Source organism: Neorhizobium galegae bv. orientalis str. HAMBI 540 (genome assembly GCF_000731315.1).
Taxonomy (GTDB): Bacteria; Pseudomonadota; Alphaproteobacteria; order Rhizobiales; family Rhizobiaceae; genus Neorhizobium; species Neorhizobium galegae.
The window spans coordinates 696,757-711,286 of record NZ_HG938353.1 but is presented as its reverse complement, the minus strand read 5'-3'; the positions used below and the strand labels follow the sequence as shown (position 1 = coordinate 711,286).

Annotated in this window: 14 protein-coding genes; 4 read left to right on the top strand and 10 right to left on the bottom strand. The window is 60.7% G+C overall.

From position 1 onward, the window contains the following. Positions 1-93 precede the first annotated feature (93 nt). Entirely contained in the window at positions 94-831 is a 738-nt protein-coding gene (locus RG540_RS03505) for a DUF3750 domain-containing protein (RefSeq protein ID WP_038584611.1), read from the top strand. Between the two features lie 73 nt (positions 832-904). On the opposite strand, the gene RG540_RS31340 is transcribed toward RG540_RS03505, so the two are convergent. The 6 genes from RG540_RS31340 to RG540_RS03480 form a co-directional block, all read right to left on the bottom strand. After that, positions 905-1,051, bottom strand: a complete 147-nt coding sequence (locus RG540_RS31340) for a DUF1127 domain-containing protein (protein WP_007751079.1) — start codon at positions 1,049-1,051, stop codon at positions 905-907. Between the two features lie 606 nt (positions 1,052-1,657). Further along, the gene (locus RG540_RS03500) at positions 1,658-1,939 is read right to left on the bottom strand and encodes a helix-turn-helix domain-containing protein (RefSeq protein ID WP_038584608.1); all 282 of its coding nucleotides are present in this window, start codon (positions 1,937-1,939) and stop codon (positions 1,658-1,660) included. Between the two features lie 13 nt (positions 1,940-1,952). Beyond that, positions 1,953-2,264: a type II toxin-antitoxin system RelE/ParE family toxin gene (locus RG540_RS03495; protein ID WP_038584605.1), complete on the bottom strand. Its 312-nt coding sequence runs from the start codon at positions 2,262-2,264 to the stop codon at positions 1,953-1,955. A 46-nt stretch (positions 2,265-2,310) separates the two neighbouring features. Continuing rightward, entirely contained in the window at positions 2,311-3,312 is a 1,002-nt protein-coding gene (locus tag RG540_RS03490) for an NAD(P)H-quinone oxidoreductase (protein ID WP_038584602.1), read from the bottom strand. 102 nt (positions 3,313-3,414) lie between these two features. After that, positions 3,415-5,220 (bottom strand): bifunctional diguanylate cyclase/phosphodiesterase, encoded by a 1,806-nt coding sequence (locus RG540_RS03485; protein ID WP_038584599.1) that lies wholly within the window; start codon positions 5,218-5,220, stop codon positions 3,415-3,417. A gap of 174 nt (positions 5,221-5,394) precedes the next feature. After that, positions 5,395-5,943 (bottom strand): HdeD family acid-resistance protein, encoded by a 549-nt coding sequence (locus tag RG540_RS03480; protein WP_038584596.1) that lies wholly within the window; start codon positions 5,941-5,943, stop codon positions 5,395-5,397. A 179-nt stretch (positions 5,944-6,122) separates the two neighbouring features. Between RG540_RS03480 and betC the strand changes: the two genes are divergently transcribed. From betC to betA, 3 genes are all read left to right on the top strand, one after another. Further along, the gene (gene betC / locus RG540_RS03475; protein WP_038584593.1) at positions 6,123-7,646 is read left to right on the top strand and encodes a choline-sulfatase; all 1,524 of its coding nucleotides are present in this window, start codon (positions 6,123-6,125) and stop codon (positions 7,644-7,646) included. A 1-nt stretch (position 7,647) separates the two neighbouring features. After that, complete coding sequence (gene betB / locus RG540_RS03470; RefSeq protein WP_038584590.1) at positions 7,648-9,111, top strand: betaine-aldehyde dehydrogenase; 1,464 nt, start codon at positions 7,648-7,650, stop codon at positions 9,109-9,111. A gap of 246 nt (positions 9,112-9,357) precedes the next feature. Then, entirely contained in the window at positions 9,358-11,010 is a 1,653-nt protein-coding gene (gene betA, locus RG540_RS03465; protein WP_038584587.1) for a choline dehydrogenase, read from the top strand. Here the strand turns inward: betA and RG540_RS03460 are convergent, their stop codons facing one another. The 4 genes from RG540_RS03460 to RG540_RS03445 form a co-directional block, all read right to left on the bottom strand. Beyond that, entirely contained in the window at positions 11,011-11,310 is a 300-nt protein-coding gene (locus tag RG540_RS03460) for a type II toxin-antitoxin system RelE/ParE family toxin (RefSeq protein WP_038584585.1), read from the bottom strand. Then, the gene (locus RG540_RS03455; protein WP_038584582.1) at positions 11,307-11,582 is read right to left on the bottom strand and encodes a YlcI/YnfO family protein; all 276 of its coding nucleotides are present in this window, start codon (positions 11,580-11,582) and stop codon (positions 11,307-11,309) included. The genes RG540_RS03460 and RG540_RS03455 overlap by 4 nt, the downstream gene beginning before the upstream one ends. A 157-nt stretch (positions 11,583-11,739) precedes the next feature. Then, the gene (locus tag RG540_RS03450; RefSeq protein WP_038584579.1) at positions 11,740-13,098 is read right to left on the bottom strand and encodes a virulence factor family protein; all 1,359 of its coding nucleotides are present in this window, start codon (positions 13,096-13,098) and stop codon (positions 11,740-11,742) included. Continuing rightward, positions 13,095-14,414: a phosphatidylglycerol lysyltransferase domain-containing protein gene (locus RG540_RS03445; protein ID WP_038584576.1), complete on the bottom strand. Its 1,320-nt coding sequence runs from the start codon at positions 14,412-14,414 to the stop codon at positions 13,095-13,097. Before RG540_RS03445 ends, RG540_RS03450 begins: the two co-directional genes overlap by 4 nt. Positions 14,415-14,530 lie beyond the last annotated feature (116 nt).

The following is a 14,530-nucleotide window of genomic DNA, read 5'->3' as shown; positions in this document are numbered from 1 at the left end:
GTCTGTCCTGAAATTGCCGGTTTCAATGTGCCTATCGTCTGGCGATATCACAGGCTCTTAAACGAGTCCGGCGGGATTTTCATGGGGGGCCGTATGAAATCGGTTAAGCGGTTGTTTCTGGTCATCTTCATCGTCTACCTGGTTCCGACCTTCGCGTCGGCAGGGTTTTGGGCGATGAAGGAGCGACCGTCGCGCTGGAGCGATGCGCGCTGGTCGTCGGCGGGCATCCTGCCAAAGCCCGAAGAGAGCAATGATGCGGCGATCTACGTCTTCTCCGCCATGACGGGGGGCCTGAAGGGTGCCGTGGCGAGCCATGCCTGGATCGTCTTCAAGGAAAAGGGCGCGAAAACCTATACGCGTTACGACAAGGTGGGCTGGGGTTCGCCGATCCGCCGTAATGGCTATTCGCCTGACGCCTACTGGTATTCCAACACACCGCAGCTCGTCACCTCGGTGACCGGCTCGAAGGCGGAGCTGCTGATCCCCAAGATCGAGGGCGCGATCGCCGCCTACCCTTATGCGGAGCCGGGCGGCTACACGATCTGGCCGGGACCGAACTCCAACACTTTCGTCGCCTATGTGCTGCGGACCGTGCCGGAACTCGACGCCGTGCTGCCGCCGCACGCAATCGGGCGCGACTATCTGCCGGCCGGCGAATTCATCCACGTGGACGACGACTGGCGCGACGTGCACGTGACCGTGCGCGGCCTCATCGGCCTATCGGCCGGTCTGCGCAGCGGTTTCGAGGTGCATTTCCTGGGCCTGGTCGCAGGCCTCGATTTCGCCAATCCCGGCATCAAGGTGCCGGCACTCGGACGGATCGGGATTTAAGATGGCAGCTATGCATCAAATGCAAAACGCCCGCGGATGCGGGCGTTCGACATAAATAGATGTCAGATGGCGATCAGAAGCCGACGGCCTGACGCGCAACCCGGCGGATATCGCCCTGGGCGATGCCGAGATCGTTGAGTTCGCGCGGTGTCATACGGCCCAGTTCGGCAACCGTCTGACGATACTTGCGCCAATTGTTGAGAGTGCGTGCGACGTTCATGATGGTTCCCCTTTCCTGGGATTTTCGAAGCCCAGCTGCCAGTCCTTGGCGCTCTCGTTTGCTTCGATGACGCTTATATAAGCTCATCAAACGTGCACTGAAAGCGCCCACTTGGCAGGCCACCTATGCGAGGGGTGCATAGGTATTCGTATATTAGAAATAATGAAAAATGAAGAGCCGCCGGCCGTCATTAAAGCGGCTTTTGAATGAAGGGCCATAAAATGGAAAAGGGCCGCTCGAGGCGACCCTTCCATGAGTTTGGTCCGGTTGAACGAACCCGGGGCGCTTCGCAGCGGCCCGAAGGAAGATGAGGTTCAGGCCGAGGGTTGCCCCGTCAAAACCGCCACCTTTCCATTGCCCGTTACACAGACCGAAATCTCACTAGACATTGGACCACCTTCCTTTCACTACGTTGATGATGATTAGAAGTTAGGGGCCAAAGCCTGAGTCTGCAAGCCACGTTATATAAACGATCGCGAATTTAATTGAGTTGCGGAAGCGACCATCCGCCCCTAGAATTCGCCAGCTTCGATCGAGGCAGATTCCCTCCCTCAGCTCAACGTCACCACGCTCTTGCCGATTTCCGTTAGCTTGTGGGATCGGAGATCAGGCTGCGTCCGCGATATCCAGCCGGACGGAAAGCCCTACTTTCCCAGCCAATTCAACGAGTGCATCCAGGCTGAAATTTGCAATCCTGCCCCGTAGCAAGTCGTTCAGGCGCGGCTGAGTGATGCCGAGGCGAGCCGCGGCATCCTTCTGAGTCACATTCCAGTTCCGAACCTTCTGCTCGATCGCAATCAGCAGGGCCGAGCGCATAGACATATTGGCCGCTTCCGCCGGGGTATTTTCCAGCGCGTCCCAGACATTTGAAAAGCTCTGGCGTTCCATGGGTCCAATCCAATCAGATCTGCCGCAGACGCGCGGTGACGATATCCAGATCCCGCTTTGCCGTCTGCTGTGTCTTCTTCTGAAATGCATGCAGGACGTAGACGGCGTCCTCTATTTTGGTCACATAGATGATGCGAAAAGCGCCGGTTTCGTCGCGGATGCGGATTTCCCGCACGCCCGCTCCGATCGTCGTCATGGGCTTCCAGTCGCTCGGCTCAAGGCCGAGTTGAATTTTGTGCAACTGGACGCCCGCTTCCTTACGGGCTACCTCCGGAAAATCCCGCAGGCGATCCAACGCATCTCCGAGAAATTCCAGCCGCTTCATATCGGTCCACGATTTATATCAAAACAAGTATAGACCTGCAAGGCGACTATGCAAGCGTCACCACGATCTTGCCGATATGGCTGCTGGTTTCCATCAGCTTGTGGGCCTCGACGACCTCTGCGAACGGCAGGACCGAGTGGATGACCGGGGCGACCGTTCCGTCTTCCAGGAGCGGCCAGACCTGGGCCAGAAGATCGTCGCGGATGGCGCGTTTTTCATCCGCGGTGCGCGGGCGCATGGTCGAGCCGGTGACCGTCAGGCGCTTCACCATGATCGGCGACAGGTTGACCTTTTCGGCGATGTTGCCGCCGAGAAAAGCGATGATCGAGAGGCAGCCATCCTTGGCGAGAACCGAGAGGTTCTTTTCGAGATAGGCAGCGCCGATCATGTCGAGCACGACATCGACGCCCCGGCCAGCGGTTTCCGCCTTGATGACCTCGGCAAAGTCCTCGGTCTTGTAGTCGATGCCTTTTACGGCGCCGAGCTTTTCGCAGGCCTCGCATTTTTCCCTGGAGCCCGCCGTCGCGTAGACCGTTGCGCCGAACGCCTTGGCGAGCTGGATGGCCGTCGTGCCGATGCCGCTAGTGCCGCCGTGGATCAGCACGCTCTCGCCTTCGGTCAGGCCCGCCATCTGGAACAGATTGGCCCAGACGGTGAAAAAGGTTTCTGGCAGCGCCGCCGCCTTGACCGCGTCATAACCCTTCGGCCAGGGCAGCGCCTGCCCCGCCGGCACGGCGCAATATTCCGCATAACCGCCACCGTTTGCGAGCCCGCAGACCTTGTCGCCGAGCTTGAATTCGCTGACGCCCTCTCCGAGAGCCACCACTTCGCCTGATATTTCCAGGCCGAGAATGGGGCTTGCGTCCTTCGGCGGCGGATAAGCGCCCTTGCGCTGCTGCACGTCGGGACGGTTGATGCCCGCCGCCTCGACCCTGACCAAGATTTCGCCCGGCCGCACCGCCGGCAGCGGACCGTTCGCGATGGTCATCACCTCCGGTTCTCCGAAGGACGGCAGATCGATGAAACGCATTTCGGTGGGAAGCGGCATGGAAGGACTCCTCTCAGAACCAGCCATCGACTTGCGGCCGGCGTCGGGCACTGACTTAGGACAGTCCCCGGCTGATAGGAAGGCGGCGTTCCGCCGCCTAGGTCATTTTGTCTCGCCGAAACTCGCGAAAAACAGACCGCCTTCGTTTTCCTTGGCCTGCGCCTTGACGGTGGCGATTTCCGCACCGATGCGGCCGACATCGTCGAGCAACAGGCCCTGGGGCAGTTCAAGCACGCCGATCGAGCAGCGCAGCAACGGAAAATCCCGCTCCGCGCCGGAGCGGTCGTGGCCGCGGATCTTGCCGGCAGCACGCTCTTCGGGAGAATAGAGCTGGACGACGTCATCGTGAAAATCGGACAGCAGGCGCCCGAGGATTTCATTGAGTTCCTCGCGGGTCCAGTCGCGCACGCCGATGAAGAAATCGTCGCCGCCGACATGGCCAAGGAAATCGCCGTCGGAGAAGAAATAACGCTTCACCAGGGCGGCAAACAGCGAGATCGCGTGGTCGCCCATCTGGAAACCGTAATGATCGTTGAACGGTTTGAAGTTGTCGAAGTCGCAGTAACAGAAGAAGCGCGCCTCGTCGTCGTCGCGGCCGGTTTCCTGCATGAAGTCGCGGATGGCGCGATTGCCCGGCAGGCCGGTCAGCGGGTTCTGGTCCTGGGCGATCTTCAACTGCTTTTCGTTGATGACCTTGATCAGCGAGGCGGCCGAGACGACGCCCGCATAGCGCATGTTTTCGGTAAGGATGACGCAGGCGCTGTTTTCCATATTGGCAAACAGCCGCATCAGTTCTTCGGCTTCCGCATCCAGCCCGACGATCGGGGCGCGGTCGACGAAATGCGAGATCGAGCGCTCGTAGACCTTGTTCTTCAGGAGATCGCGGCCGAAGGGCTGATAGATATATTCCTTGAGGTGGTATTCGTTGATGACGCCGCGCGGCTCGCCATTGGCATTCAGCACCGGGAAAAAAGCCTGGCGCGGATTGCGGCGGAACAGGTCGAAGACGCTGTCGATGCTCTGGTTCTCATAGACGGTCGGCAGGTGTTCGATCTGCTTGCGGATGAGGATTTCGTCGAGCGACTGGCTGGAGCGACGGGTACGGCCGATATCGGCGAGATAGGGGAAGGACGGCTGCAGTTCGGACACGAAGGTCGTCGGCCGGGCAATGAACCAGCCCTGGACGAGATCGACGCCGTATTCGCGGCAGACGAGGAATTCCGCTTCCGTCTCGATGCCCTCGGCAATGACGCGGATGCCGAGCACGTGGGCGATGCTGACGATATTCTTGACGAGGTGGCGCTTGCGCGGGTTCTTGTCGATCCCGGCGACGAAATGGCGGTCGATCTTCAGATAATCGACCGGATAGTCGCAGAGCAGTTTCATTTCGCCATGGCCGACGCCGAAATCGTCGATCGCCAGCTTGAAGCCTTCTTTCCGCATCTGGGTGACCAGATCGGCGAATTCCGGCACGCTGGTATTGTCGAAACGCTCGGAGAACTCGAAGCAGACGGAAGACGGTGCGATATTCGCCTTGCGCAGGTGCTGCACGACCTTTTCGAGGAAATGTTTGCCGTGGCGGATCAGCCGGACGTCGAGATTGAGAAACAGCGTCTGGGACGAGAAATCCGGCAGACTGGCGAATTTCGCCAGCGCCCGGGTTGCCATCATCTGTTCGAGTGCCAGAAGCTGGCCGGTGTCCTGGGCCTCATCCAGCAGCTCGAGCGGTGAGGAGAACCCGATCCGTTCCTGGCCGCGCAGCAGCGATTCATAACCGAAGACAGAACCTGTGCCGACTTCGACGATGGGCTGGAAGGCATTTTCCAAAACCAATTTTGCCAGGGTAACAAGCTGATCGCTCGCATACCGGCGGAAAACGCCCGGTTCCAAGATGGCCGCAGACGACATTACTCACTACTCCACTGCGCAATGGCCTAAAACATGCCTAAAACACGAATGTCAGGCTCCCGGAAATTGGTCAAAAATACCTTTCCCTAACATGAAGGTTAGATGAAAGTTTTGTGACGATAAAAGGCATTTTTATACAAGATTTTAGAGACTTAGCGGCAACTTTCGCGAGCTTCAGGCCTTGGCTGCAAGCGCCACCGCGATCAGTGCCCAACCCTGTATCGTCAAATCGATCGCCAGGAACAGGCCGAGGATCCACAGGCTGTTGACCGGCCAGCCGAAGGCGATGACGAGGCCTGCGAGCCCTGTTATGACGCCGCCGAAAACAACCCATCCGGAACCTCGCATCGGCCGCATCCTGAGCCCGACCCAGAGGCGAAAAGTGCCCGCGACGATCAGCGTCACCGCCATGAAAAAGGTAACGATGGCGGCCGTCAGCGCCGGATTCCAGAAGGCGAGCAGACCGGCAATGGTATAGAGGATGCCGCTTGCCGCCCAGAACAGGATATGGTCCCAGCCTTTCACCTGGAAGGCATGGACGAGATAGGCGATGCCTCCGATGAGCATCATCATGCCGATGTAAAAGACCGACGCGACGGTCGCCACGAAGAGATTGGCGAGCGCGAGGAAACCGAAGATCAGCAGCAGAATGCCGAGGGCCAGAAACCAGCCCCACTTATCACGGACCGTCGCGACCGACGGCGCATCCAGACCAAACGTCATGGCCACCCCCTTTTGCAAGAACCTCACCCGAACCTTAAGGGATACGATGTGGAGCGGGCTTGATCCGGGTCAACGGCGCGCTTTTGCGACAGGAAGGTTCGCAATCGCTTCTTGATTGCCAAGGCGATCGAAAATAACTCACTCTGGAGACCATGCCGCCCGCGAGGAAGATGCCTGCCATGACTAAACCCAATATCCTCATCGTCATGGTCGACCAGTTGAACGGGACGCTGTTTCCCGACGGGCCGGCGGAGTGGCTGCATGCGCCAAACCTCAAGGCGCTTGCTGCGCGGGGTGCCCGGTTTGTCAACAACTACACGTCCTCGCCGCTCTGTGCGCCGGCACGTGCCTCGTTCATGGCCGGGCAATTGCCGAGCCGGACGCGGGTCTACGACAATGCCGCCGAATATGTCTCGTCGATCCCGACGTTCGCGCACCATCTGCGCCGCGCCGGTTATTACACGGCGCTTTCGGGCAAGATGCATTTCGTGGGGCCGGACCAGTTGCACGGTTTCGAGGACCGGCTGACGACCGATATCTATCCGGCCGATTTCGGCTGGACGCCGGATTACCGCAAGCCGGGCGAGCGGATCGACTGGTGGTATCACAATCTCGGCTCGGTGACCGGCGCAGGCGTCGCCGAAATCACCAACCAGATGGAATATGACGACGAGGTCGCCTTCCTCGCCAACCAGAAGCTCTATCATCTCGCCCGCGAGCGGGACGATGCGGAGCGGCGCCCCTGGGCGCTGACCGTCTCCTTCACCCATCCGCACGACCCCTATGTGGCGCGGAAGAAATTCTGGGATCTCTACGAGGATTGCGAGCACCTGCTGCCGGAGGTCGGGCCGATCCCGCTCGAAGACCAGGACCCGCATTCGAAGCGGATCATCTTTTCCTGCGACTACAAGAATTTCGACGTGACGGAAGAGAATGTCCGCCGCTCGCGAAGAGCCTATTTCGCCAACATCTCCTATATCGACGAAAAGGTCGGCGAGCTGGTCGACACGCTGACGCGGACACGGATGCTGGACGACACGCTGATCCTGTTCTGCTCCGACCATGGCGACATGCTGGGCGAGCGCGGGCTGTGGTTCAAGATGAACTTCTTCGAGGGTTCGGCCCGCGTGCCGCTGATGATCACCGGTCCCGGCGTGCCCCCTGCCCTGCATCTGGCGCCGGTTTCCAACCTCGACGTGACACCGACGCTCTGCGACCTCGCCGGCATTTCCATGGACGAAATCAAGCCCTGGACGGACGGTGAGAGCCTGAAGCCGATGATGGAGGGTGTTCCGCGCACGAGCCCGGTGCTGATGGAATATGCCGCCGAAGGCTCCTATGCGCCGCTCGTCGCCATCCGCGAAGGCAAGTGGAAATATGTCCATTGCCTGCTCGACCCGGACCAGCTGTTCGACCTGGACAGCGATCCCAAAGAGCTCAACAACCTCGCCGACGATCCTGAACTTGCTGAGGTCGTCGCCCTGTTCCGGCGCCAGCGCGAGGAGCGGTGGGACATGGGTGCCTTCGACGCGGCGGTGCGTGAAAGCCAGGCGCGGCGCTGGGTGGTCTACGAGGCGTTGCGCAACGGCGCCTATTATCCCTGGGACCACCAGCCCTTGCAGAAAGCGTCGGAGCGCTACATGCGCAACCACATGAACCTCGACAATCTCGAAGAGTCCAAACGCTACCCGCGCGGAGAATGAGATGAAAGCCCAGCCCATCGCCAGCCATTTCATCGACGGCGAATATGTCGAGGATACCGACGGCACCGTCATCGAAAGCCTCTATCCGGCAACCGGCGAGGTGATCGCGCGGCTGCATGCGGCGACGCCCGCGATCGTCGAGAAGGCGATTGCAGCCGCCAAGCGCGCCCAGCCGGAATGGGCGGCGATGAGCCCGACCGCCCGCGGCCGCATCCTCAAGCGCGCCGCCGACATCATGCGGGAGCGCAACCGCGAGCTTTCCGAACTGGAGACGCTCGATACCGGAAAGCCGATCCAGGAAACCATCGTCGCCGACCCGACTTCGGGCGCCGACAGCTTTGAATTTTTCGGGGGTATCGCAGCGGCAGGACTCAACGGCAGCTACATTCCGCTGGGGCAGGACTTTGCCTATACGAAACGGGTGCCCTTGGGTGTTTGCGTCGGCATCGGCGCCTGGAACTACCCGCAGCAGATCGCCTGCTGGAAGGGTGCACCGGCGCTGATCTGCGGCAACGCCATGGTGTTCAAGCCCTCGGAAAACACGCCGCTCGGGGCGCTGAAAATTGCCGAGATCCTGATCGAGGCCGGGTTGCCGAAGGGACTCTACAACGTCATCCAGGGCGACCGGACGACCGGGCCGCTGCTGGTCAACCATCCCCATGTCGCCAAGGTATCGCTGACCGGCTCGGTCCCGACCGGCCGCAAGGTGGCGGCGGCGGCTGCCGGAAGCCTCAAGCATGTGACGATGGAACTCGGCGGCAAGTCGCCGCTGATCGTCTTCGACGACGCAGACATCGACTCGGCGGTCGGCGGGGCGATGCTCGGCAATTTCTATTCGACCGGCCAGGTCTGCTCCAACGGCACCCGCGTCTTCGTGCAACGGAGCATCAAGGAGACGTTCCTCTCCCGCCTCAAGGCACGCACGGAAAACATGGTGATCGGCGATCCGATGGACGAGGCGACCCAGATCGGGCCGATGGTCTCCTTCGACCAGCGCCAAAAGGTGATGAGCTATATCGAAAAGGGCAAGGCCGAGGGTGCCACGCTCGTCACCGGCGGCGGCATTCCGAACCACGTCACCGGCGAAGGTTATTACGTGCAGCCGACCGTTTTCGCCGACGTGACCGACGAGATGACGATCGCCCGCGAGGAGATTTTCGGGCCCGTGATGTGCGTGCTCGATTTCGACGACGAGGCCGAAGTGATCGCCCGTGCCAACGGCACGGAATTCGGCCTTTCGGGCGGGGTGTTCACCAGCGATCTCACGCGTGGGCATCGCGTCGCCGATCAGCTCGAGGCGGGCACGCTGTGGATCAATACCTACAATCTCTGCCCGGTGGAAATTCCCTTCGGCGGCTCGAAACAGTCCGGCTTCGGGCGGGAGAATTCGCTTGCGGCGCTGGAGCATTATTCGGAGCTGAAGACGGTCTATGTGGGCATGGGCAAGGTCGAGGCGCCGTATTGATGTTCGCTCCGGCTGTCGTCGCGCAAGTCCGCCCCCCTCTGGCCTGCCGGCCATCTCCCCCACGAGTGGGGAGATTGGCTGGGGGCACCGGCTTTCCCAAACAAAAAGCCGTGCCGACGGAAGCAACGTTTATGCGGCACGAAGGTCCAGCCGCTTGTGATCTCCCCACCCGTGGGGGAGATGGCCGGCAGGCCAGAGGGGGGCTGGCACAGCACGACCTCACGAAAATGTCTGGAGAACACTGACATGCTTCAGGCAGATTTCGTCATCATCGGTTCCGGTTCCGCAGGCTCCGCCATGGCCTATCGCCTGTCGGAGGACGGCAAAAATACCGTGATCGTCATCGAGGCGGGGGGATCCGATTTCGGGCCGTTCATCCAGATGCCTGGCGCGCTTGCCTGGCCGATGAGCATGAAGCGCTATAACTGGGGTTATCTTTCCGAACCGGAGCCGAACCTCAACAACCGCCGCATTACCGCACCGCGCGGGAAGGTCATCGGCGGGTCGTCGTCGATCAACGGGCTTGTCTATGTTCGGGGGCACGCCGAGGACTATAACCGCTGGGAGGAGCTGGGTGCGACCGGCTGGGCCTATGCGGACGTGCTGCCCTATTTCAAGCGCATGGAACATTCCCATGGCGGCGAGGAAGGCTGGCGCGGCACGGACGGGCCGCTGCATGTCAAGCGCGGGCCTGTGACCAATCCGCTTTTCCACGCCTTCATCCAGGCGGGCTCGCAGGCCGGTTTCGAGATGACGCAAGACTATAACGGCTCGAAGCAGGAAGGTTTCGGGCTGATGGAGCAGACGATCCACAACGGCCGGCGCTGGTCCGCCGCCAACGCCTATCTGCGGCCGGCGCTGAAGCGCAAGAATGTCGAATTGATCTATGGACTGGCGCAGAAGGTGGTCATCGAGAACGGCCGCGCCGTCGGCGTCGAGATTTTTCGCCGCGGCGTCAGCGAGACGATCAAGGCTAACCGCGAGGTGATCGTCTCGGCCTCTGCATTCAACTCGCCGAAACTGCTGATGCTCTCCGGCATCGGGCCGGCGGACCATCTGAAAGAGATGGGCATCGAGGTGACGGCAGACCGGCCAGGTGTCGGCGCCAACCTGCAGGACCATATGGAATTCTATTTCCAGCAGGTTTCGACCAAGCCGGTATCGCTCTATTCTTGGCTGCCCTGGTTCTGGCAGGGCGTGGTCGGCGCACAGTGGCTGCTGTCGAAGGGCGGCCTCGGCGCCTCCAACCAGTTCGAGGCCTGCGCCTTCCTGCGCTCCACCGCTGGACTCAAGCAGCCCGATATTCAATATCACTTCCTGCCGGTGGCGATCTCCTATGACGGCCGCGCGGCGGCGAAAAGCCACGGATTCCAGGTGCATGTCGGCTATAATCTGTCGAAATCGCGCGGAAGCGTGACGCTGCGATCGCCCGATCCGGAGGCCGATCCGGTGATCCGCTTCAACTATATGAGCCATGCGGAAGACTGGGAGAAGTTCCGCTACTGCGTGCGGCTGACCCGAGAGATTTTTTCGCAGAAGGCATTCGACCAGTATCGCGGGCCGGAAATCCAGCCGGGCGAACAGGTCGAGACGGACGACCAGATCGACGCGTTCCTGCGCGAGCACCTGGAAAGCGCCTATCACCCTTGCGGCACCTGCCGCATGGGCCGCGCCGACGATCCGCTTGCGGTGGTCGACCCGGAATGCCGGGTGATCGGGGTCGAGGGCCTCAGGGTTGCGGACTCGTCGATCTTCCCGCATGTGACCTACGGCAACCTCAACGGCCCCTCGATCATGACCGGCGAAAAGGCGGCCGATCATATCCTCGGAAAGACACCCCTGCCCCGCAGCAATCAGGAACCCTGGGTCAATCCGAGGGCGATGGTGAGTGATCGGTGATCAGTGATAGTCGTCTTCGCGCTGATGGCGGACGGCGGCTATGGTGACAGTCTTGTCGTTGTCGATCCTGAAGAGGACGATATAGCCGGATGAGCCGAAGGGAACCAGAAGCTCCCTGAGAAACGCATTTTCGCCAGGTGCTTTGCGACAGCTGAACGGGAACTCCTCAAGCAACTCCATTGATTGCGTGATCGCGTCGAGCGCGCGTGCGGCGGCCTCTTCATCGCGATCAAGCATAAATGCGTAGAGGAGTTTCAAATCTCCACGCGCTCTCTCCGTCAGCTTGATCGCGTATGTCATTCGGGGCGTTTTTCTGCTCGTTTAGCATCGAGCATGCCCTTCAGTTCGCCAAGAACCTCCTCAGCGGAATAATAGACGCCTGTTCGTTCCGCCTCAGCGAGCGAGGCAAGCCCCCTTGCGATAAACTCCGCCTGCGTTCGGCGATAGTTGATCTGAGCCCGCAACGAGTTCTCGACGAAAGCCGAAAGCGTTTCGCCTTCTTTCAAAACGCTCTCGGCAGCCGCGCGCAGTTCCGGATCAACGCGCAGGGAAGGAATGGTCGCGGTTTTCATGTCATCGCTCCTTGCGTTGCAATTGCGACGCAACATGCTCCCGATATTTGGATTAATCAAGACGGCTACAAACTGCGCATCTCATCGCGCAGCGAGGATACCTCCTCGAATGACTACAGTTTTCACCGTCTCTTGAACGTCAGCCCGCAACCTAACGTCAGTTGACGGCCATCAGCGCCACGGCCCTGTCGACGATCAGACGGTTGAGGGCACGGTAGTCGCCGTCGAAATGATGGCCCCCTTCGCGGGCAAGCACCTGGACGCCGGGGATTTCCTTAACGGCGGGGCAGGCGCTCTCCTTTTCCTTCAGTCCATAGATACATTGGATCTTGGACGGCTCGACCTTGCGCAGGTCGTCGACAGGATCGCCGTGGCCGGTACCGCGCATACCGAGCCAGCCGCCCACGTCGATCTCGAAATCCGCGTGGTGCGACAGCGCCAGAAGCGAAACAAGCGAGATCGCCTGCTTGTCGGCTTCCGGCAGAAGCCGATAGGTGGCCGGCAGGACATTGGCACCGAAGGAATATCCGATCAGCAGGACATTATCGACGTTCCACCGCTTTCGGTAGGAGGTCATGATCCGCGAAAGATCGGCGGCGGTCTGTTCCGGCGTCCGCTCGCTCCAGAAATAACGCAGCGCGTCGACGCCGACGACCGGGATGCCCTCTTCCTTCAGATAGGCGCCGAGCTGCTGGTCGATATCGCGCCAGCCGCCGTCGCCGGAATAGATGATCGCCATTGTGTTGTGCTTCGGCGTCGCGTGGATCGGCACGATCGGCAGATTGAGCGGCGAAGCGGAATGAGCGAGCCTCCGGGCGATGGCCGATATATTCTCCAGCAAGGCGACATCCGCGCCCTCAGCCGTTTCGTGGAACTCGATCGCGGGATGGATCTCCTTCAGTTCTTCGGCATGGATGCGACCTGCCGCGTCGGCTGACGGACTGAAGACGACGCGGATCGGATTGGGGAGGTCGCCTTCGGTCAGGCCGTAGACCGTGCCGCCGGGAACGGGCGTCTTGGGGGCCGGCGTGCAGAGAATGGTCGATAGCGGGATGGTGGTCCGGGGATCGATAGCGAGGGTCTCGGCGATCGTCGAATCCGGCGTCTGGGCGGCGATCGCGAGCGCCAGTGTAGCGCCGTCACCGATTCCCGCCACCACCGGCGGGTGGTAGTTGGCAATGTCGGCCGAGCGGTGCAGCTGATGCGACAGAGTCTCGATGTCGGAGACCAGGTACAGGCAATCGTCCCACTCTTTTTCGAGCGCCGCATAATACTGGCGGATATCCACCCCGACCACCAGCGCACCGTGCCCGGTCAGCACCTCGGAAACCTGCTCTTCGCGATCCGTCCAGCCCTCGCCATCCGAAAGCAGCACCACGACGCCGGTCGCCTTGCCTTCGGGGAAGGAGATCCGGTCCGTCGGAAGGCTCTTGGTCTTCAGGGCCGGCTCGGAGACGATATTGAAGATGGCAGCGGCCAGCGTGATGCCGGCAAAAACAATCGGCAGAAGCCTCATTTGCGAAGGATGCCCTTCAGCCCGCCACCGATCAACATGGTAATGTCGAGCATCGAAACGACCGGCATGCCGCGGCCGGAGACGACCAGATACCGCGGCTGCCATTCCGGATCGAACTTGGCCTTGAATGCCAGCACGCCCTGAAAATTGTAGAAACGCTCGCCGCTCCTGAATATCCGTTCGCCCACATGGTTCCAGAGCGGCGCCTTGTTGTGGGTCGAAAGACCGGCAAGCGGCGCCATGCCCAGATTGAGCGTGCGGAACCCTTGCGCCTTCATGTGCTCCATGATGCGCACGAAGAGCAGGTCCATCATGCCGCGATGGGTATCGGGAATATGCCGCATCAGGTCGATGAAGGCATCCCCGTCGGACGCGACCGAAAGGATATTGGCAAAGGCGACGATGCGGCCTTCGAGGCGGATGACGGCGACCGGCCCGGCCGCGACATATCGCGGCTGGAATGTGCCGAGCGAAAAACCTTTTTCGGCTGCATTCTGGGCCTCGAGCCAGGTACTGGAGACGGCAAGCAATTCATCAAGAACAGCCGGCACATCCTGCGGCTGCAGCATGGAGAACTGCAGGCCGTCGCGTTCGGCACGGTTGATGGACCGGCGCAGCTTCAGCCAAGCGCCGCCCTTGAGATCGAATTTGGTCAGATCGACGACCGCCTGTTCGCCAAGTTTGTAGGGCTTCAACCCGGCTTCGACGGTGACCGGCAGGAAATCCGGGGAGACCTGATAGAAAACAGCGCGGCAGCCCGCCTGGCGGGCATGTTCCATGAATTTGAGTGTCAGGCCGGACCAGGCCTTGCGACAGCCGACAGGATCGAACAAGGCCACCCAGGAACGGCCCTGCTGGGCGTACATGATGAAAGCCTTGCCGCATTCGGAAAACAGGATCTTCTTGTCGCCGAGGCGCACCAGGCCGGCACTGGCATTCGGCTGGGTCGCGAGGATTTCGATGGCGCGTTCCATATCGTCGTTCGCCGGCGGCTTGCGGCAGCGCCGCGGGCGCCTCAGCCGGTTGGTGGCGAATGTGCCGATCAGCAGCGTCAGCGCCAGACCGGTCGGCGCATGAATATCGCTGTTCGACAGAAGCAGGCTCCAGCCGAGCCTCGCCAGGCTTTCCTCCAGGAAAAGATTGACGCTCAGCGAAACTACAAGCAGGGCCAGACCGAATGCCAGGAGAACGCTCGTATCGGGGGTAAGGCGGTCGATCAGTACCCTTCCCATCGACACGGCAGTTTGAGCAGAATGCTTTGCCGGCGAGCCGGGAACCGGCTCGGAGGTGTCGTCGAGTTGGGCAAAATCTGCCATAGGTTACCCGTCACAGAAAGAACTTAACGCCAGCGTTCGTCAGGGCCTGCGCCCGTGAGGTTCATACCCGTTCATTGCAAATCAAAAATTGACGCATATCAATTTTGAAAAACTTT